The following is a 20,494-nucleotide window of genomic DNA, read 5'->3' on the forward strand; positions in this document are numbered from 1 at the left end:
GATTATTATCAAAAAGAGTATTTATGGCAAGCAAACAACTTTCACTTAAACATCTTAGTATGCCTATATTGCTTGAAATGTTTTTAAGATATTTTTCTTTGATTATCAACACCGTTATGGTTTCGCAGTATTCTAACTTTTTAGTTGGAGCCATGGGTGCGGGTAATCAAGTAGCAGATTTATTTATCATTATTTTTAGTTTTTTAAGTGTGGGTTGTAGTGTAGTGATTGCTCAAGCTTTAGGGGCTAAAGATTACACTCTAGCAAGAAAGGCAATTCATCAAAGTTTATTTTTAAATGCTTTGCTTGGTTTTGTGTGCGGAAGTTTGATTTTATGGCATGGAGAGTTTTTACTCTATCTTTTACAAATTCCAAATGAGCTTTTAAAGAATAGTGAAATTTACTTGCACATGCTTGGAATTTGTTTGTTTTTCGACGCTATGGGTATAGTTTTGGCTGCTATTATTAGGGTGTATAATATGGCTTATTGGGTTATGTTTACTACCTTATTGATGAATGTTATGATATTTATAGGAAATTTTTATGTATTACATTTTACCAAACTAGAGCTTTTTGGAGTAGGGCTTAGTAATATACTTGGGCGTTTGGTCGCCTTTGGTATGCTTGTAGCAATACTTAGCTTTAAACTCAAAATTCATCTTAAAATTAAAGAGATGATAAGCCTTGAAAAAGTGGTACTTAAAAAGATTTTTAACATCGGTGGTTTTGCAGCAGGAGAGCATTTGATATGGTTTATACAATACACCATAGCTTTTGCTTTTGTAGCAAGTTTGGGTAAAGAAAATTTAAGCGTTCAAACGATTTATTTTCAAATTTCTTTGCTCATCATGCTAGTAGGGCAAGCTATAAGCGTAGCCAATGAAATTATCATAGGTAAATTAGTCGGCGCAAAATACTTAAATGTGGCCTATAAACATACTTGGATAGCTTTATATTTTAGCGTGGTTGCAAGTGCTTTTGTAGCTTTGCTTAATTATGTTTTGCAAGATTTTACCATGGGTGTGGTAAAGCTTGAAGAAAGTTTAAAAGAACTTATGATACCACTTTTTACTCTTTCAATTTTCTTAGAAATCTCAAGAACTTTTAATATAGTCATGGTGAATTCGCTAAGAGCAAGTGGTGATGCGAGATTTCCATTTTTAAGTGGAGTGGTGTTTATGCTTGGGGTTTCTTTACCGGTTGGTTATGTGCTTTGTTTTTATGCTGGACTTGGAATTTTGGGAGTTTGGATAGGTTTTTGTGCAGATGAGTTTTTACGCGGTATAGTAAATTCATATAGATGGAAAAGTAAAAAATGGCAAGGCAAAGCACTAGTATAAAAGGAATTTTAGAATTTAAAGAATTTCGTTTTGCTTTTGAAAAGAAAAAACTTAAATACTTAAGACTTAAGATAGATAGGGATTTAACTTTCAAGCTTAGCATACCGCTATATTATGAGCAAAGAGATGTTTTAAGATTTTTAGAAAAAAATGAAAGCTGGATTAGAGCCAAAGAAAAAGAACTTTCTTTAAAAAGAGTAGTTTTAGCAAGTGATGAATTGTATTTTTTAGGTAAAAAATACAAGCTAGTTTTTAACGAAAATCATAAAAAAGTTCTTATAAAAAAAGATAAAATTTTTGCAAAAAATCAAAAGTCCTTAGATCTTTTCTTGAGGCGTAGTGCTAGAGTGATTTTTGAGTATTTTATAAAAAAATGGGAATTTGCTTTTGAAAGAAAGGTGCAAAGAATTTGCATCAAGGAAATGATTTCAAGATGGGGTTCTTGTAATCATCAAAAAGCATACATAAACTTAAATTTAAAACTTATGCAAAAACCTATAAAAGCTATAGAATATGTGATTTTACATGAACTTACACATTTAATCTACCCACATCATCAAAAAGAATTTTATGATTTTTTATATAAATTTATGCCTGATTATAAAGCAAGGGAAATTTTTCTAAAAAGTCTTATTTTTTAAGTATATTTTTAAGCTTTCCTTAGAATTAAAATTGTTATATTTATATTTTTAAAAATTTAATTTTAAGGTTTTAAACTTGCTTTTAGAAATTACTTTTGATTATAAATCTAAAAATGATATTTTTGAGTATTTGTTAGCTTATTATGCTAAAGATTATGTGTATGATTATGAGCAAAAAGATGAAAAAATCATCATTAAGATTAAAGGCGAAAAAGATGAAGTTCAAGCCTTTTGCTCTAATTTAGAAAATATCAGCCATAGTGTTTTTTTAAACAAATTTGACTTAAAAGTTATAGAAGAAGATTTTACACCTATAAAAAAAGAAAAAGCTTTTACTCAAAGAAGTTTTTTAACAAGACTTAATGCAAATGCTTATATTAATGGCGAGCTTTTAGAAAATGAATGGGGTATTTTTGTAGAAGAAGAATTTAAAATAGAAGAAGAATTTATAAAAATCACTAAAGAAAATTTCTACGATAATTTAAAAAAAGCCTTGGAAAAATTAAAAAATAAAGAAAAAATGCATTTTAAAAGTCCAAAAGGAATATATGCTTTTGAAATTTTTAATGAAGCATTGGATGATTTTTTAATACCTTGTGACCCAAAACATATCAATGCATTTTTTTCTTGTAATAACGAGCAATTTAAAATCTTAGCAGGGGTTGAAAAGCCTCTAATGAAGCTTAAATTTAATGCTATTTTTAGACAAAATCATCAATTAAATCATGAATATTTTAAAATAAAAATATATGATAATCTTTTCTTGTTTGCTTTATGTTTTGAGCTTGAAAAAGAAGGAATTAAGTTTTTAAATTTTAAAAAACTAGAACATTTTGAAGATGATTTTGAAGTAGCTTTAATCGAAAATGAGCTAGTAGTTTGCAGGGGTTATGATTATATTTTACCTGAGTTTAAAAATTTGATTTTTCAAAAAGAAGATAAAAATTTTGCAAGAATTTCTTGTATATTGTCTGATTTTAAAGACAAAAAGCCTTTGCTTTTAGAACTTAGTAAAAAATATGATGATATTATCCTACTTGATAAAGAGCTAAATCTTTTAAAACTTTGCTTACCAAAAAGCTTTGATGAGTTTTATGAAACTATAAGTCAAGATGATGTTGCTAAGAGATTATTAGCTAATTATGAAAAAGAATTTACCCTAGTGCGAAAAGAACTAAACATGGCTAATAATTTTTTTAATCTTTTTGGCATGGTAGGGATGATTTTAGAGCTTGATGAAGACGAGAAAAAAGCAGCATTAGCACTTTTGGCCTTAGCAGATGAGAGTAAAATGGCAAAAGGTGTTAGGATAGACTTTAAGCTTAATGAGCAAAAAGAATTTGATTACACTAAAACCTTAAGAAGTGTGATGAGTTTTAAGCTTGCTGGAGTAGAAAATCAAATCATAGCCTTGGGTGTTGTTGAGAGTTTGGCGTATTTTTTAAGGGATTTATTTGATGATTTAAGGACTAAAGAACAAGTTGATTGTGCCGTGCTTAGTGGGAGCTTGTTTGAGCATAAAAGCCTTAGTAAAAATGTATTTAAACACATACCATTTTTTAAGTTAAGTGATGTCCCACTTTGGATATGAAATTCATATTAAAGGACTAGTGCAAGGCGTTGGCTTTCGTCCTTTTGTTTTTAATATAGCTAAAGAGCTTAATTTAAAAGGTGAAGTTTATAATAATAGCTTAGGTGTTGTTATAATCCTTGAGTGTAACAATGTTGAATTAAAAATTTTTAAAGAAAAACTTTTTGCTAATTTACCACCTTTAGCTAGGATAGATGATTTTAATTTTTCTTATAAAAAACTTCAAAAAACTTATAATGAATTTAGTATAAGTACTTCACAAGATAGTGAAAAATTTAGTCCAATTTTGAGTGATTTTGCTCTTTGTGAGGATTGCTATAATGAATTTTACGATGAGAAAAATCCGCGATTTAAATATCCATTCATCACTTGCACAAATTGTGGACCAAGATTTTCTATTATAAAAAAACTCCCATATGATAGAGTTAATACGACTATGGATGAGTTTAAAATGTGTTCTTTTTGTCAAAGCGAGTATGAAGATCCTACTAATCGTCGTTTTCATGCCCAACCACTCTCATGCCCAAAATGTAAAATTACTATTTTTTTAAAAGATAAAAATCAAAATATTTTAGCCAAAGATGAAAAAGCTTTTATCTTGCTTGCAAAGCTTTTAGAAGAAGGTAAAATCATAGCTTTTAAAGGTATGGGTGGGTTTCATTTAATTTGTGATAGCACAAATAAAAATGCTATAAATGAACTTAGAATACGCAAAAATCGCCCTAAAAAGCCTTTTGCTATCATGGTAAAAGATCTTAAAATGGCTCAAGAATTAGCTTTTATTAATGAAGCTGAAGCAAAACTTTTAACTTCAAATTTAAAACCCATAGTTATTTTAAATAGCAAAAATATCCATAAAAGCTTAGCACCAGATACCAATAAAATAGGTATTATGTTAGCTTATATGGGAACGCATTTAATGCTTTTTGAACATTTTAAAAAACCTATCATTGCAACAAGTGCTAATTTAAGTTCACAAAGCATTATTTATGAAGAAACAAAACTTTTAGAGCAACTTAGTGATGTATTTGATTTTTATCTTGATTATGATAGAACAATACACAACTCAAGTGATGATAGCATTGCTCAAGTTATTAGCGAAAAAATTATGTTTTTAAGGACTTCAAGGGGTCTTAACCCACTTTATATCAATACAGCAAGTATTTTTAATACAAAAGAAAATATTCTAGCTCTAGGAAGTGAGTTAAAAAACGAATTTGCATGTTTTTTTAAAAATCAAATTTTCATTTCTCCTTATATAGGCGATATGAAAAGTTTAGACATACAAGAGAGATTTTTTAAAATTTTAACTTTCTTTCAAAACTCTTATAAATTAAATTTTGATCAGATTTTAAGCGATAAACACCCACAATTTAACTATGTAAAAGAATTTAAAGATTATAAAAATTTTCGCGTGCAACATCACTATGCACATTTGTGTGCTTGTTTATTTGAACACAAAATTTACAAAAATGATGTTTTAGCCTTTGTTTTTGATGGAACAGGTTATGGAGATGATGGAAAAATTTGGGGTGGGGAGATTTTTAGAGCGAATTTAAAAAACTATGAAAGGCTAAATCATTTTAAAAATTTCAAACTAATTAATGCAGATATTAAAAATATCGCAAATTTAGCTTTAGCTTTAATTTTTGATTTTAATTTAGAAAGCAAAGCTAGCGAGTTTTTAGCTAAATTTTCTCAAGTAAAATTAAATAATCTTAAAAAAATTCACACTCAAAGCTCTTTATATACGAGTTCTCTTGGTAGGATTATCGATGCTTTTGGCGCTTTTGCTTTTGATATACAAAAGCTTGATTATGAAGCACAAATTGGGCTTTTGATGGAAAAATATTATGATAAAAATCTTGATTATAGTTACAAATTTGACATCAAAGAAAAAGAAATTTGCTTTAAAAATGCTTTTTTGCAAGCTTTAGAAGATAAAGATAAAGTTAAAATTAGCACAGGTTTGCTAAATGGCATTGCAAATTTAATTATAGAATATTCAAAAAAATTTAAAGAAGAAGTGCTTTTATGTGGTGGGGTATTTCAAAACAAAACCTTGCTTGAAATTTTAGATCGAAAAAATTTTGCTTATAAAACTTCTTTGCAATTTCCTTGCAATGATAGTTCTATCGCACTTGGGCAACTTGTGCATTATTTATCTTTAAAAACTTAATAAAACTCATATTTTTTTAATACTTTTTTATATACAATAAAATAAAAATATAAAGGAAAGATTATGTGTAAAGATTGCGGTTGTTCTATTAATGGACATGAACATCATCATGATCACCATCATGAAAATCCAGTTTTAAAAGATGAAAAAACTATTAATGTTATTAGTAAAATTTTATCAAAAAATGATCATCAAGCAGCTCATAATAGAGAGCATTTTAATGAGTATAATACTCTTTGTATTAATTTAATGAGTTCCCCAGGAAGCGGTAAAACAACGCTTTTAGAAGAAACTATAAAAACTTTAAAAGATGATTTAAAAATAGCTGTGGTTGAAGGAGATTTGGAAACTAATAATGATGCAAATCGCATTATTAAAGCAGGAGGCTTAGCTCATCAAATTACTACAGGACAAACTTGTCATTTAGATGCTTTTATGGTGCATGAAGCTTTACATCATTTTAAACTTAGCGAACTCGATATAGTATTTGTTGAAAATGTGGGAAATTTGGTATGTCCTGCAAGTTATGATTTGGGTGAACATTTAAATGTAGTTTTACTTTCAGTAACAGAAGGTAGCGATAAGGTGGAAAAATATCCAGTGATGTTTAGAAAGGCTGATTTATTGGTCATTACTAAAGCCGATTTAGCTCAACATTTTGACTTTGATTTCAAAGCAGCTTCTATGGCAGCTAAAAGGCTAAATCCTAAAATAGATATTATGATTTTAGATAGTAAAACAAAAACAGGATTTGATCTTTGGATAAATTATCTAAAAATGAAAAAGGAGCTTAACTAATGTGTCTTTCTATACCTTCTAAAATTTTAGAAATTGATGAGCTAAATTCAGCCATAGTAGAAACTTTAGGGGTTAAAAGAAGAGTAAGTTTGGATTTAATAAGTGAGCCTTTAAAAGTAGGCGATTATGTGCTTATACATGTGGGTTTTGCTATGGAGAAAATCGACACTCAAGCTGCACAAGAGAGTTTAAAAATTTATGCTGATATAGCAGAGAAAATGCAAAATGGACAAATCGATGAAAATGAAGGCGATATGGGGCTAAAAAATGGATTTAATTAATGATTTTAGAAATAAAGAAAGAATTTTAACCTTAAAAGAACTTATTGCTTCTAAAATTACTAAGCCTATTAATATCATGGAAATTTGCGGTGGACATACGCATAGTATTATGAAATTTGGTTTGCCTGATTTATTGCCAAAAGAAATTAATTTTGTTCATGGCCCAGGCTGTCCTGTGTGTGTTATGCCTAGAGAGCGTATTGATGTAGCTTTAAAGCTTGCAAGTATGCCAAATACTATCTTTTGTGTATTAGGTGACATGCTTAAAGTGCCAGGAAGTTATGAAAGCTTAATTGATCTTAGAGCTAAAGGGGCTGATATTAGAGCACTTTATACACCTTTGGATGTGATAGATATAGCCTTAAAAAACCCTGAAAAAAATATAATCTTTTTTACCATAGGTTTTGAGACAACTACACCTATGAGTGGGGTGATTATAGAAAAAGGTATAGCTTTAAATTTAAAAAATTTATTTTTTCATATTAATCATGTGTTGGTTCCACCCGCGGTAGAAGCTATCATGCAAGATGAAAATGTAAAAATTGACGCCTTTTTAGGGCCTTCCCATGTAAGCGTTATCACAGGATCAAACATTTATGAACCTATTGCTAAAAAATACAAAACTCCTATAGCAGTGAGTGGTTTTGAGCCAGTTGATATAATGCTTAGTGTGTTAAATATAGTAGAGCAAATGAATGCAAATACTTTTGAAGTTTATAATGAATATCACAGAGTAGTTAGCAAAGAAGGAAATTTAAAAGCTAAGGCTTTAGTGGAAAAATACTTTAAACCATGTGATTTTGAATTTAGAGGTCTTGGAGTGATTGTAAATGGCGGGCTTTGTCTAAAAGATGAATTTGCACACTTAGATGCTAGCAAAGTGTTTGATTGTAAAGTACAAAGTAAAAACGAAAGCAAGGCTTGTATTTGTGGTCAAATTTTAAGAGGTTTAGCTAAGCCTTACGATTGTAAGGTGTTTGCAAAAGCTTGCACTCCAAAAAATCCCATAGGTAGCTGTATGGTTTCTAGTGAAGGAGCTTGTGCGGCTTATTATAAATACTATCAAGATAAGGCATAAAATGAAGCAAATTACTTTAGCTCATGGTGGCGGTGGCGAAGAAATGAATGCTTTGATAAGTGAAATTTTTTCTATTTTTGAAAATGATGTTTTAAAAGAAGCAAATGATGCTGCTATTTTAGATGATTTGGCTTTTAGTACTGATTCTTTTGTATTAAATCCTATCTTTTTAAAAGATATAAATATAGGAAAATTAGCAGTTTGTGGTAGTGTAAATGATGTATTAATGGTGGGAGCAAAACCGCTATATTTATCATTAGCTTTAATTTTAGAAGAGGGTTTTGAGCTAGAAAAGTTAAAAATTATACTAAAATCTATAAAAGAAGAATGCGATAAAGCGGGAGTAAAGCTAGTTTGCGGGGATACTAAAGTTGTTCCTAAAAATAAAGGCGATGAAATATACATTAATACTTCATGTATAGGTAAAAATATACAAAAAATCAATACCAAAAACTTAAAAAGTGGTTGTAGTATCTTAGTTTCAAGGGATATTGGAGCTCATGGTTGTGCGGTTTTGGTTGAAAGAAATAATTTAGAGGCAAATATCCAAAGTGATTGTAAAAGCTTAAAAGATGAAGTTTTAACACTTTTAAATGCAAATATTTCCATAAAAGCAATGCGTGATGCTACGCGTGGTGGGCTTAGTGCAGTTTTAAATGAATGGACTAAATTAAGTAATTTAGAGCTTTTAATATTTGAAGAAAAAATCCCAGTTTGTGATGAAGTTTTAGGGGTTTGTGAGCTTTTTGGGTATGAGCCTTATGAGCTTGCAAATGAAGGAACTTTTATTATTTGTGTAGATAAAAAAGATGAACAAAAAGCATTAGAAATTTTAAAACAATTTAATACTAATGCAGCTATTATAGGTGAAATCACAGCTAATAAAAAAGCAAGAGTGGTTTTAGAAAATGCTTATGGAGCAAAACGCATTTTAGAAGCTCCAAAAGGCGAACTTTTACCAAGAATTTGCTAATGCATGAGTTAAGTATTACAGAATCTTTGCTAGAGCTTTGTGAAGAATATGCTCAAGGAAAAGTTATTGAAGAAGTGCATGTTAAAATAGGGCGTTTAAGTGGGGTTGAACCTCCACTTTTACAAAGAAGCTTTGAAACTTTTAAAGAAAATAGTCCATTATGTAAAAATGCTAAATTTATTATACATATTCAAGAAGTAATAGTTGAGTGTCAAAAATGCCATTTTAGTGGAGTACTTGAAAATAATATCTTTTGGTGCCCAAAATGCGAAGATAAAGATTTAAAAATCATAGATGGGGAAGAGCTTTATCTTATGCAACTTGTTTTAAAAGAAAATGAGGATTTGGAAAATAATGACAAATAAGGAAATTATCTTAGGTGCGGGTTGTTTTTGGTGTACTCAAGCTGTGTTTGATGAAATCAAAGGCGTAGTTTATACAGAAGTAGGTTATAGTGGCGGTAAGCCAAATCCAAGTTATGAAAGCGTGATAAATGGTGATGGGAATATAGAAGTAGCTAAGATAATTTATGATGAAAAACAAATTTCATTAGAAAAAATCTTAGAAATTTTTCTCAAAATGCACGATCCAACAAGCTTAGATAAACAAGGAGCTGATGAGGGGATACAATATAGATCAGTTATTTTTTATCAAACTAATGAGGAGTTAAAAATTATTAACAATTTTTTACAAAAAGCACAAAAATATTACACTAAAGACATAGTTACACAAGTTTTAAAACTAGAAAAATTTTATAAGGCTGAAAACTATCATCAAAAATATTTTAAAAATAATCCTAGCCAAGCTTATTGTAGATTTGTTATTGCTCCAAAATTAGAAAAGGTTAATTGCTAATATTGTTTTTAAGTATTTTTGCAGTTAGATTTAAAAGCCTTTTACAGGCTTTTAAAATTTAGTGGCAACCACAACCACCACATCCACAACTTTGACTAAAGAAATTTTCTAAAGCTTGCATATTAGGAAGTTCTGTTACTTCATTTACTAATTCTTTATAAGCAACTACACCATCTTTAATTACAAACACTGCTCTAGCTAAAATTCCCTCAAGCGGACCATCAGCCATTAAAACACCATATTTTTCACCAAATTCTTTAGAAACAAAATCACTCGCGACAGTTAAATTATCTATACCTTCAGTTGAGCAAAAACGACCCATAGCAAATGGTAAGTCCATACTAACTACGATTACTTCTACACCACTTGCTGCTGCTTTTTTATTAAATTCTCTAGCTTCAGTTGCACATACTGGAGTATCAAGGCTTGGTACGCTGATAATAATTTGAGTTTTACCTTTTGGAGCAATTTCAACACCTGAAAGATCTTTGGCTTTTAAAGTGATATTTGGAGCTATGTCGCCAACTTGGATGTTGTTTCCTTTTAAATTTACTTTATTTCCTTTGAATAATACACTATTCATTTTTTCTCCTTGAATGATTTTTATTAATCATAATATAAAAAGATTAATAAAGTCTTATTTTTATTCTTCTTTGCACATACCTGCTTCGATTAGAAAACACGAGGGTTGATAATTGCTTTTTTTAATCTTATCATATTTTGCATAGCTTAAGTATAAAGTATCTTTAGCTCTAGTTACAGCTACATAAAAAAGCCTTCTTTCTTCTTCTAAACTTCCGCCCATGCTCATGAGTTTTTGGTTGGGAAATCTTCCTTGTGCAAGATCAATTATAAATACAAGTTCAAACTCAAGCCCCTTACTTGCATGTATACTTAAAAGATTAACCCCACTACCACTACTCATTTCACTAGCACCAAGAGTAAGAAAGTTATAGTATTTATAATTATCACTATAATTTTTAGCAAGTTCTTTTAATACAAACATTTTCGCGTTGATTTTTTCTAAAATTTCATTTTTTTTATTTAAATCAACATTGGAATTTTTATTAGTCGCTCTTTTAGTTGCCAAAATATCACAAATTTCTTTAAAATAATCATTTTCTAAAATCAAATCTACAAGCTGGGTCGAGATTTTACACTCACTTGCTTTTTTAATAAAAAGATAAATTTTTTCAAGATTTTTTGCACAAAGCTCGTTGATTTTGGGTAAGCTTAAAATAGGGTGGGTGTTAAATTCGCTTTCTAAGTTAAATCTTGAAGGCGAGGCTAGCTCCTCAATATCATCAAAAAGTCCTAGTTGGTAACTTTGTTTTTTGTATTTTTTTAAATTTACGCTACTATCAGGATTTAAAAAGCCTTTAATTAAACTAGAATGTCCTAATTTTAATAAAGCATCAAAAATATCTTTTGCCAAAACCCCACCAACTCCTTTGGTGTATTCAAGTAAATGTATAAAAGCCATGATATCTTTTGGATTAAGCACGATTGCAAGCATAGAGCAAAAGTTTTTAACTTCCAAGCTTTCAAAAAAACTTCCTCCACCTTTTCTTTTGCTTGCTATGCCAAGTTCTCTTAAGGCTACTTCTACTCCATCTGCACTAGAATTGTTTCTAAAAATCACAGCAATTTCATCAAGATTAACCCCGCTTTGTAAAATTATTTTTGCTATGGTAGAGTATTGATCAAATAATTCATTAAAAGTTAGCAAACTTGGCGCTTTAAAATCTCCTTCTCTAGTTACAATTAATTCTTTAGGATATAATCTTTCATTGTTTAAAATAACCTTATTAGCTAACGCAAGTATATTTTTACTAGAACGATAGTTTTTATTTAAAGTAAAAATATTTGCATCGACAAATCTATCTTTAAAACTTCCTATAATAGAAATATCAGCCCCATTAAAAGCATAAATACTTTGATCATAATCACCCACACAAAACAAACTTTTACTTTTAAAAGCATCAATTAACGAGCCTTGCAAGGTGTTAGTATCTTGGTATTCATCTACTAAAATCTCATCAAATTCAAAATGATGTGAAGCTAAAACATGTTTTAATTTGATCAATAAATCATTAAAATCCACATAGTTAAAACGCATTTTTTCTTCTTCGTATTCTTTTAAAATATCTTCATAAATTTCAGCATAAACAGCTTGTTCATCATAATTTTGACAAAACCAATTATAAAATTCATCTAAGTTTGCATTAGTATTTTGAAATAAAGAATACACATCATACAAATAGCTTGGCATATAAGGTTTAGTATCGCTTAAATGATGAAAAGTGCGTTTTTCAAAAATAGAACGCAAAAGAATTTTAAGCTCACTCGCAGGTTTTAAAATAATATCGTGATTTAACTCTTTAAGTAGAGAATAAGCAGTACTATGAAAAGTTCCTGCTGTGATTTTTGAAGTAATGCTTTTATCAAAATACCTACTAAGTCTTTCTATCATCTCTTTACTAGCTTTGTTTGTAAAGGTTAGAAGCATAATTTTTTCAGGCTTTATACCATTTTGAAGTAAAAAGGCTATTCTTGCAACTATAGTTGAAGTTTTACCCGTGCCTGCGCTTGCTATAATTAGATTATGTCCAAAAGGAGCACTAGCGGCTTTATATTGTTCTTCATTTAAACGCGATAAGGGCATGAATTTCCTAGTTTAAAATTATATTTTGTATATCATTAAAATAAAAATGATTAATACCATCTTTATATTCATAATAAAGCGTGAGTTTATGAGAATCTAAAATAGTCTTAACAATGTATAATCCAAGTCCAAAACTATCTTTATTTTTCTTGCCTTGCGTAAAGGCTTGAGTATAGTATTTCAAGTCTTTATCTAAGGCTTTTCCTTTGTTTTTAAAGCAAAGATAATCTTTAGTTATTTCTATAGTAACGCAATTTTCATCAGAGTATTTTGTCGCATTATCTATCATATTTTTCATTGCAGTGGTAAAAAGTTTAAAATCTACATTGACACTAAAACTTTCTTTTATACTAATTTTTACCTTTTCATCATCACTCATAGCTATATCTTTAGCTTCATCTAAAAGATCTAAGATATTGTATTTTTTTAAATTAATCAAACCAGCACCCGAAGTAATTTGCTCAATGGCTGCAAATTCATTAATCAAAATCTCTAAACGATTAAAAGCACCCACTAATCTTTCTTTATATTTGCTATCTTCAAGCATTTCTAAAGTAATTAAACCTTTAGTAATGGGGGTTTTTAGCTCATGCATAATATTTCTTAAGAAAAACTGCCTTGAAGTGTTTAGTTTTTGAATTCTTAAAATAGACTCATAAAAGGCTGTTGCTACTTGAGAAATTTCATCATTTCCCTTGCTAACATTTTGAATTTCATTGAGTTTATTTTCGCCAAATTTATCAATTTGTCTTTTTAAAGCTCTAAGTGGTTTTAATTTTTTAATGATAAAAATATATAAAATCAATAAAACCATTACTACTATACTAGCAATAAGCTTGATCACAAAATAACGATAACCTTGATATTCTAAATCTTTATATAAATAAAGCTTACCATCAAAGATGATTTTTAAATACACATTATCTTCTAAAGTAATGATTTCAACTACACCTGTGCTAGTTTGAGCGCGTGCTATAGTTTCAGCTTTATAGATGATTTGTCTTATGTCTGATGGAGTTGTTAATTCTATCATTTTGTAATTTTTTGTTTGCTCATAAAATTCTCTTTCACTAATCACATGATTAAAATATAATAATCTTGCATTAGCTATAAAAGAATATTTTGCATTAAGCTCATTAGTGTAATTTTGTTGATCATATTTTATAAGCCATAAAAAAGCTAAAATTACACTAACGCTTGCAAGTAAAAAAACAAAGGTTATAGTATAAAAAATTGATGATTTATTCATTGAGTTAATTTATATCCTATACCTCTGATTGAATGAATGTATTTTGGAGTTTTAGGATCATCTCCGATTTTTTGTCTGATTCTACTAATGATTACATCTATACTTTTATTACTAGAATCTTCACTAATAGAGCTACAATTATACACAAGCTCTTCGCGGCTTACCACTCCACCTTCTTTTTTAATTAAATAACTCAAAATATCAAATTCAGCATTAGTAAAGCTAATTTCTTGATCTTTCATAGTGATAGTATGTTTATATTTATCATATACAAGATCTTTTTTAACTTGAGCTTGAGCAGTTTTTGTGTTTGAAATTCTTCTTAAATGACTTTTAATTCTTGCTTGAAGTTCTTGAGGATTATATGGTTTTGGTAAATAATCATCTGCACCCAAATCAAGTGCTGCAACCTTATCGCTAATATCATGCCTTGCACTTGAAATGATAATAGGTGTATCATATTTTTTACGAATTTCCTCGCATACTTCAAGTCCATCAAGTCCAGGTAAGCTTAAATCCAAAATGATTAAATCATAAGGATTTAAAGCAAGTCTTGAAAGACCTATATAAGGCTCATGAGCAATATCTACTTTCATATCAAATTGCTCTAAATATTCAGCTATAATCTCTGCTAATTCTAAATCATCTTCTATCATTAAAATATTTGTCATTTTTTTCCTTTCTTAAAAAAGTAAAGCTCTTACAAATCCGCCTCTATTAATCCAAATTTTAACATACTCTTTACCTTTATTTAATTCTAAAGCCTTAGATAATTCTTTAAAATTTGAAATTTCATACTGATCAACACCTATGATGATATCACCTTGCTCAAAACCTATTTTTTCAGCTTTTGATTTTGGAGTAACTTCGGTAATTAAAATACCACTAATACTTTCAGGTATGCGGTATTGCTGTCTATTCTTAGAGTCAAGTTCCACTAATTTTAGACCATCAATATAACCTTTTTCATATTGTAGCGACTTTTCATCTGTTTTTAACATAAATTTAGCTGTTTTGACTTTATTATCTCTTTCATAAGTTACTTCTACTGCTTGTTTTGGATCAATACTTCCTATGTAGTTTTTTAAATCCATAGGGCTTTTAATCACAGTTTTATCTACTTTTATAATCAAATCTCCTCTTTTTAACCCTGCATTATAAGCTGCTGAATCTTTTTGTACTTCAGTAATTAAAGCACCTTCTTGATTAGTATAGGCTTTTTTAATATCTTGAGTTAAAGCTCCTATGACTACACCTAAATACCCTCTTTCAATTTTTCCATGCTCAATAAGTTTTTGTGCAATAGATTTTGCCATATTAGAAGGGATTGCAAAACCTATGCCATTATTTCCACCACTTCTTGAAAGTATGGCTGAATTTATCCCAACTAAAGCTCCTCTACTATCTACCAAAGCTCCGCCTGAATTTCCAGGATTAATAGAAGCATCAGTTTGGATGAAATTTTCATATTGATTTAGACCTATATTGTTTTTATTTAAGGCCGAAATAATCCCACTTGTAACACTACTTCCAACACCAAAAGGATTACCCAAAGCAAACACTACATCACCTTCTAGTAATTTATCTGAATCAGCAAAAACTACTGCGGGTAAGTTTTTTGCTTCTATTTTTATCACTGCTAAATCTGTTTTAGGATCAGCACCGATTAATTTAGCTTTATATTCAGTACTAGAATCAGGTAAATTTACAGTGATTTTTTCAGCATCTTCTATAACATGATTATTTGTTATAATATAACCATCGCTTGAAATAATTACACCAGAACCTAATGAGCTTACAACTTCTTTATTTTTTTTATTTTTTGGAGCTTGTGGGAAATCAAAACCAAAAAATTGTCTAAAATAAGGGTCATTGAAAAAATCATCAATTCCAAATGAACTACTTTGAACAGTTTTAGAAGTTGAGATATTTACAACTGAATTTTTAACTTTTTGTATGGAATCATGATAAGAAAGTATAGTATTTTGATTATCAGTTGGTAAAGTTCTTTTTACATTATCATCTGCTTGTTTAAAATCAATACTAGCACTAAAAAGACTAGTTGCCAATGCCAAAGAAAGAATCATAGTTTTTTTCATGTTTTATCCTTTGTAAAATCATTTAATGCAAGTATAAAATTTTATTTTTACACAATTGTAAATAAAACCTTTAGTTTTAAAACTTATAAAAGTTGATTGACTAAGACTAAAGTTTTTGATATAATCTTATAAAAAATTAAGGAATAACAAAAATGAGTAATAGTTTATATGAAACACTAGGAGTTTCGCAAAACGCTAGTGCAGATGAGATAAAAAAAGCTTATAGAAAATTAGCAAGACAATATCATCCTGATATCAACAAAGAAAATGGTGCTGAGGAAAAATTTAAAGAAATTAACGCCGCTTATGAAATTTTAAGTGATGAGAAAAAAAGAGCTCAGTATGATAGATATGGCGATTCTATGTTTGGCGGGCAAAGTTTTCATGATTTTTCAAGAAATGCAGGTGGAGCTGACATCAATGATATTTTAAAAAATATTTTTGGTGGAGGCTTTGGAGGATTTAGTGGCGGTTTTAGTTCTAGTAATAATTTTAGAAGTGGTTTTGGAGGTTTTGGGGGCTTTGAAGAGGATTTGGATTTACAAGCAAGCATTAAAATTCCTTTTGAAAAAGGAATTTTAGGTGGTGAACATACTATAAATATCAATAATGAACAAGTTAAAATCAAAATTCCACATGGTATAAAAGATGGCGAAAAGCTACGCATACGAGGTAAAGGAAAAAGCTTTCAAGGGCAAAGAGGGGATTTGATTTTAAAAGTTGAATTTGAAAAAAGTGATGAATATGAAAGAGAAGATGATGATTTATACAAAAAGGTTGAAATTAGCTTAAAAACAGCACTTTTTGGAGATAAAATCAGCGTGCATACTCCAAGAAAAGAAGTAAAAATCACCATACCACCAAATTCTAAAAACAATCAAAAAATCAGACTTAAAGGCTATGGAGTGCAAAATAGAAAAACAGATCTTTATGGGGATATGTATTTAATTTTAAATGTAAAAATACCTGATATTAATAGCCTTGATCCTGAATTTGTAAAAATTTTAGAAGAAAAATTACCTTGAAAGGAGTAAGTAATGGAGCATAGTTATGATGAACCGGTGTATCTTATAAGTGTTGTTGCAAAAGTTTTAAGTATACATCCACAAACTCTAAGACAATATGAAAAAGAAGGTTTAGTTGAGCCAAGTAGAACCGATGGTAAAATGAGGCTTTATTCTCAAAAAGATATAGATAGAATCAAAATGATTTTACGCTTAACAAGAGATCTTGGGGTTAATTTGGCTGGTGTTGATGTGATTTTAAAACTAAAAACAAAAATTGATGAGTTTGAAAACACTATTGAAGAGTTAAGATTAGAACTTGATAGAAGAGATAATCCTTCAAAATCAAGAGCAGTAGTTAAACATAGAAGTAATTTTGATTTAATTTTTTTAGAAAAAATAAAATAATAAAAACATTACAAAAGGTTGGTGAGTGGATGCTTTTATAACTTTATTTTTAACTGCAGTAGCAGTTGCTGTCATACTTAATGTTATACTTAAAAAATTTGGTATTCCAACTATTATAGGTTATATAGCTACAGGTTTATTTGTGCGTGAATTTTATGGTTTTAGCACTAATGAATTTGTTATACATGTAGCTGAATTTGGCATAGTTTTTTTAATGTTTACCATAGGGCTTGAATTTTCATTTAAACATCTTTTGGCAATGAAAAAAGAAGTATTTTTAAATGGAAGTTTGCAAATGCTAACTTGTGGTTTGGTTTGTACTTTACTTGTAACTTATATTTTAGGTATAGCAAGCCATATCGCAATGATAGCAGGTTTTGCTCTAGCCTTATCTTCCACTGCTATAGTTTTAAAAATACTTAATGATAATGGCGATATCAACGAAGAATACGGCAGAAAAGCTCTAGGAATTTTACTTTTTCAAGATATTGCTGTAATACCACTGCTATTAATGATTGATATATTTAGTTCTCAAAATGCTGATATTTCAAAACTTTTACTTACAACTTTAGTTAGTGCTGTGATTTTACTTGTTTTGCTTTATTTTATAGGCAAATACCTTTTTACTTATGTTTTAAAATTCATCATTAAAACTAACGCAAATGAAATTTTCATCGCTACCATACTTTTTACTGTAATAGGAGCGAGTTTTTTGGCTCATTCTTTTGGTTTTTCATACTCACTTGGAGCATTCATAGCTGGAGCTTTGATAGCTGAAACTAAATATAAACATAAAATAGAAGCAGATTTGGTTCCTTTTAGAGATTTGCTTTTAGGATTTTTCTTTATCAGTGTTGGTTTGCAAATTGATTTTCATATAGTTTTTGAAAATTGGTTTTTGATTTTTGTTTTTGTAAGCTTGGTTTTATTGATAAAATTTGTAGTAATCTACGGTCTTTTAATCCTTTATACAAGAAAAAGAGTAGCGTTAAAAACTGCTTTGAGTATTTCTCAAATTGGAGAATTTGCGCTAGCAGTATTTTCATTAATGCAAGTAAATTCACTTATAGATGAAAAAACAGCACAAATTTTTATTATAGTTTCTATCGTCACTATGGTTGCAACGCCTTTTATTTTAAATAATCTTAGAAAAATAGCCAACGCAGCCGAAGGTGAGCAAAATGATATGGCTAAATTTTATTTATGTGATCAAAAAATGAAAGATCATTTTATCATTTTTGGTTATACAAGATTAGGTCAAGAAGTGGTGCAAAAGATCAAAAAAACAGGTATTCCATATTTGGTTTTAGAAAGTGATTTAAATTTAGTTGAACTTGGCCGCAGTAGAAATGAAAATATCTTTTTTGCAAATGTAGCCCAAGTAGAAACATTAAAAGTAGCAAATATAGAAGAATGCTCAGTTGCTATTATAACTATAAGTAATGAAGCTAAGCTTGATATGCTCTATCAAGTGCTTTCTAGCTTTAACAAACCCATACAAACGGTTTTAAAAACAAGTGGTACAGGTGCTAAGATCATTTTCCCACATACTGATAAACATTTACACATTGTAGATGCTGAAGCTTCAATAGCAAGAAATTTAGTACAAGAAGCATTACAATGTAGAATCAATACAAGTGCAGCAGAATGAAAAATGATGAAAAAGCTTTAAGGGTAAAATATGTAAGAGCTTTAGAAAAATTTACTAATTCTGCTGTGAGTGCTTTAAAAAGAGAAGATTTTGATTTAACTCTTTTTAGGGAAAGAATGCAAAAAAATGCTAAAATCTTTGAGAAAATTCAAGCGGTGTTTTTAGATTCTACTTATACTAAGGCTTTGGAGATTTTTGTAAATGAGTGTTTAGATGAAAGTTTGGACCAAAAAACCTTAGCTTCAAAAGCCAATGCCTTATATAAGCTAAAAAATAATCAAAGTTATAAAAAAGACAAACATAAAATTAAATTTAAGGATGAATATTGATAAATGTAATTTTTGATATGGACGGCACGCTTATAGATAGTGCTAATGCTATAGTATGTGCGGTAAATGAAATAAGAGCGGATTTAAATTTAGAACCTTTAAAAAGAGAGTTTATTTTAGATACTATCAATACTCCTGGACAAAATTATGCTAAGATTTTTTACGAGGTTGATACTTACTCACATACTAGCTTTAAAGAAGGTTATGAGAAGTATTTTATTAAGCATTATGATCAAAGCGTGGTGCTTTTTGATGGTGTGCTTGAGGTTTTGGAATTTTGTAAAAAAAATGATTGCTATTTAGCTATAGCCACAAATGCACCTCAAGAAAGCTTGGTACCTATTTTAAAAAAACAAAACATTCTTTTATATTTTGATAAAATACTAGGTGTTAGTTATGGTATAGAAGCTAAGCCTGATCCTACGATGCTAAGATTAATCGCAGATGAAGCAAAATATGAAAAAAGTATTTTCATAGGCGATAGCTTAAAAGACAGACTTTGTGCTAAAAATGCTAAGATGGATTATATACATATTTCTTGGCAAAAAGAAATTAAAGACTTAGATGAAGCTAACGATAAAACTACTTTAATAGAAAAAATTCAAACTTACATAAAAGGTTAAAAATGGATATTTTTGATGAAATGTTTGCAAAAAGCCCTAAAGAAAAATTTATCGAAACAATAAAATATGCAAATTTAGGTGCATTAGAAAATGTTTTAGAAAAATTATTAGCCGATCATATCGCTATGATAGAGCTTTTAGAAAAAAATAATTTAAATGAAAATGATGTAGCACAATTTCAAATGGAAAATTCACTCTTAATAGATGAGAGAAAAAATGATTTTTATATAGGCTTAAGTGCTGAAATTTTAGGGCATGAGGGTTGATTTTGCGTTTATTTTTATCTTTATTTTTGATGTTTAATTTTTTAAAAGCTGAAGTATTTTTTGATTATACTTATAAATTTACCTTAAGTAAAGATGAAAAAGCAAGTGTAAAAATAAAAGAAATTGATTATCCTGATGAGATTTATTATTTTGACTTTTCATGGACTTTATTTGATCAAACTAATATCATCGTTCATTCAAGGTATAAAAAATACCCTAGGCAATTTGTAATGTCTTTAAGAAGAAATTTAAATTGGGTAGATCAAACTTTAGTGCCTGATTATAAAAATCCACACATAGATAGAGCAAGATTAATACTTGAATTTAGTGATTTTAAAAAAGGTGAGGCTATTTTCACTATCTACATAGAAGATAGAGATAAAAGATTAGAAGTGGAATTTTTAGATCCTAGAAAAGTCACTCTTAATCAAAACTAAAGTAAAATTTAATAAAATATAATTATA

At 29.0% G+C, this 20,494-nt stretch carries 22 protein-coding genes; 17 read left to right on the top strand and 5 right to left on the bottom strand.

Annotated features, from left to right (window positions below; all coding sequences use genetic code 11):
• The first annotated feature begins 23 nt into the window (after positions 1-23).
• From L8W69_RS04450 to msrA, 10 genes are all read left to right on the top strand, one after another.
• Entirely contained in the window at positions 24-1,340 is a 1,317-nt protein-coding gene (locus L8W69_RS04450) for an MATE family efflux transporter (RefSeq protein ID WP_263666531.1), read from the top strand.
• A complete protein-coding gene (locus L8W69_RS04455) occupies positions 1,316-1,981 on the top strand; it encodes a M48 family metallopeptidase (protein WP_263666532.1) in 666 nt (221 codons plus the stop codon). The genes L8W69_RS04450 and L8W69_RS04455 overlap by 25 nt, the downstream gene beginning before the upstream one ends.
• A 76-nt stretch (positions 1,982-2,057) precedes the next feature.
• Positions 2,058-3,572 (top strand): hypothetical protein, encoded by a 1,515-nt coding sequence (locus L8W69_RS04460; RefSeq protein ID WP_263666533.1) that lies wholly within the window; start codon positions 2,058-2,060, stop codon positions 3,570-3,572.
• A complete protein-coding gene (gene hypF, locus L8W69_RS04465; protein WP_263666534.1) occupies positions 3,553-5,751 on the top strand; it encodes a carbamoyltransferase HypF in 2,199 nt (732 codons plus the stop codon). The genes L8W69_RS04460 and hypF overlap by 20 nt, the downstream gene beginning before the upstream one ends.
• 63 nt (positions 5,752-5,814) lie before the next feature.
• Positions 5,815-6,549: a hydrogenase nickel incorporation protein HypB gene (gene hypB / locus L8W69_RS04470; protein ID WP_261530076.1), complete on the top strand. Its 735-nt coding sequence runs from the start codon at positions 5,815-5,817 to the stop codon at positions 6,547-6,549.
• The gene (locus L8W69_RS04475; protein ID WP_012661500.1) at positions 6,549-6,830 is read left to right on the top strand and encodes a HypC/HybG/HupF family hydrogenase formation chaperone; all 282 of its coding nucleotides are present in this window, start codon (positions 6,549-6,551) and stop codon (positions 6,828-6,830) included. Before hypB ends, L8W69_RS04475 begins: the two co-directional genes overlap by 1 nt.
• Positions 6,817-7,908: a hydrogenase formation protein HypD gene (gene hypD, locus L8W69_RS04480; RefSeq protein ID WP_133318873.1), complete on the top strand. Its 1,092-nt coding sequence runs from the start codon at positions 6,817-6,819 to the stop codon at positions 7,906-7,908. The genes L8W69_RS04475 and hypD overlap by 14 nt, the downstream gene beginning before the upstream one ends.
• A gap of 1 nt (position 7,909) precedes the next feature.
• Positions 7,910-8,881, top strand: a complete 972-nt coding sequence (gene hypE / locus L8W69_RS04485; protein WP_220567193.1) for a hydrogenase expression/formation protein HypE — start codon at positions 7,910-7,912, stop codon at positions 8,879-8,881.
• Positions 8,881-9,246: a hydrogenase maturation nickel metallochaperone HypA gene (locus L8W69_RS04490; RefSeq protein ID WP_263666535.1), complete on the top strand. Its 366-nt coding sequence runs from the start codon at positions 8,881-8,883 to the stop codon at positions 9,244-9,246. Before hypE ends, L8W69_RS04490 begins: the two co-directional genes overlap by 1 nt.
• Complete coding sequence (gene msrA, locus L8W69_RS04495) at positions 9,236-9,736, top strand: peptide-methionine (S)-S-oxide reductase MsrA (protein WP_263666536.1); 501 nt, start codon at positions 9,236-9,238, stop codon at positions 9,734-9,736. Before L8W69_RS04490 ends, msrA begins: the two co-directional genes overlap by 11 nt.
• A gap of 58 nt (positions 9,737-9,794) precedes the next feature.
• On the opposite strand, the gene tpx is transcribed toward msrA, so the two are convergent.
• The 5 genes from tpx to L8W69_RS04520 are packed head-to-tail and all read right to left on the bottom strand — an operon-like array spanning position 9,795 to position 15,749.
• On the bottom strand, positions 9,795-10,319 hold the full coding sequence (tpx, locus tag L8W69_RS04500) for a thiol peroxidase (protein WP_263665710.1): 525 nt from the start codon (positions 10,317-10,319) through the stop codon (positions 9,795-9,797).
• Between the two features lie 60 nt (positions 10,320-10,379).
• On the bottom strand, positions 10,380-12,401 hold the full coding sequence (locus L8W69_RS04505; protein WP_263666537.1) for an ATP-dependent helicase: 2,022 nt from the start codon (positions 12,399-12,401) through the stop codon (positions 10,380-10,382).
• Between the two features lie 7 nt (positions 12,402-12,408).
• Positions 12,409-13,650 carry an ArsS family sensor histidine kinase gene (locus L8W69_RS04510; RefSeq protein WP_263661365.1) on the bottom strand — a complete coding sequence of 414 codons (1,242 nt, stop codon included), beginning with the start codon at positions 13,648-13,650 and terminating at the stop codon, positions 12,409-12,411.
• A complete protein-coding gene (locus L8W69_RS04515; RefSeq protein ID WP_039626094.1) occupies positions 13,647-14,321 on the bottom strand; it encodes a response regulator transcription factor in 675 nt (224 codons plus the stop codon). The genes L8W69_RS04510 and L8W69_RS04515 overlap by 4 nt, the downstream gene beginning before the upstream one ends.
• A 12-nt stretch (positions 14,322-14,333) precedes the next feature.
• Positions 14,334-15,749 carry a DegQ family serine endoprotease gene (locus L8W69_RS04520; protein ID WP_133318880.1) on the bottom strand — a complete coding sequence of 472 codons (1,416 nt, stop codon included), beginning with the start codon at positions 15,747-15,749 and terminating at the stop codon, positions 14,334-14,336.
• Between the two features lie 152 nt (positions 15,750-15,901).
• On the opposite strand from L8W69_RS04520, the gene L8W69_RS04525 reads away from it, so the two are divergent.
• The 7 genes from L8W69_RS04525 to L8W69_RS04555 are packed head-to-tail and all read left to right on the top strand — an operon-like array spanning position 15,902 to position 20,467.
• Positions 15,902-16,774, top strand: coding sequence for a J domain-containing protein (locus L8W69_RS04525; RefSeq protein ID WP_263666538.1), 873 nt, complete (start codon positions 15,902-15,904; stop codon positions 16,772-16,774).
• Positions 16,775-16,786: 12 nt separating this feature from the next.
• Positions 16,787-17,161, top strand: a complete 375-nt coding sequence (locus L8W69_RS04530) for a heat shock protein transcriptional repressor HspR (protein WP_039668403.1) — start codon at positions 16,787-16,789, stop codon at positions 17,159-17,161.
• Positions 17,162-17,186: 25 nt separating this feature from the next.
• Positions 17,187-18,812 (top strand): cation:proton antiporter, encoded by a 1,626-nt coding sequence (locus L8W69_RS04535; RefSeq protein WP_133318882.1) that lies wholly within the window; start codon positions 17,187-17,189, stop codon positions 18,810-18,812.
• The gene (locus L8W69_RS04540) at positions 18,809-19,141 is read left to right on the top strand and encodes a hypothetical protein (protein WP_258107332.1); all 333 of its coding nucleotides are present in this window, start codon (positions 18,809-18,811) and stop codon (positions 19,139-19,141) included. The genes L8W69_RS04535 and L8W69_RS04540 overlap by 4 nt, the downstream gene beginning before the upstream one ends.
• Entirely contained in the window at positions 19,138-19,764 is a 627-nt protein-coding gene (locus tag L8W69_RS04545; RefSeq protein WP_263666539.1) for an HAD family hydrolase, read from the top strand. The genes L8W69_RS04540 and L8W69_RS04545 overlap by 4 nt, the downstream gene beginning before the upstream one ends.
• Before the next feature lie 2 nt (positions 19,765-19,766).
• Positions 19,767-20,030, top strand: a complete 264-nt coding sequence (locus L8W69_RS04550; protein ID WP_258107334.1) for a DUF2018 family protein — start codon at positions 19,767-19,769, stop codon at positions 20,028-20,030.
• Positions 20,031-20,059: 29 nt separating this feature from the next.
• Positions 20,060-20,467, top strand: a complete 408-nt coding sequence (locus L8W69_RS04555; protein ID WP_133318977.1) for an exporting protein — start codon at positions 20,060-20,062, stop codon at positions 20,465-20,467.
• The last annotated feature ends 27 nt before the right edge of the window (positions 20,468-20,494 follow it).

This window comes from Campylobacter sp. CNRCH_2016_3089, from assembly GCF_025772505.1.
Taxonomy (GTDB): Bacteria; Campylobacterota; Campylobacteria; order Campylobacterales; family Campylobacteraceae; genus Campylobacter_D; species Campylobacter_D lari_D.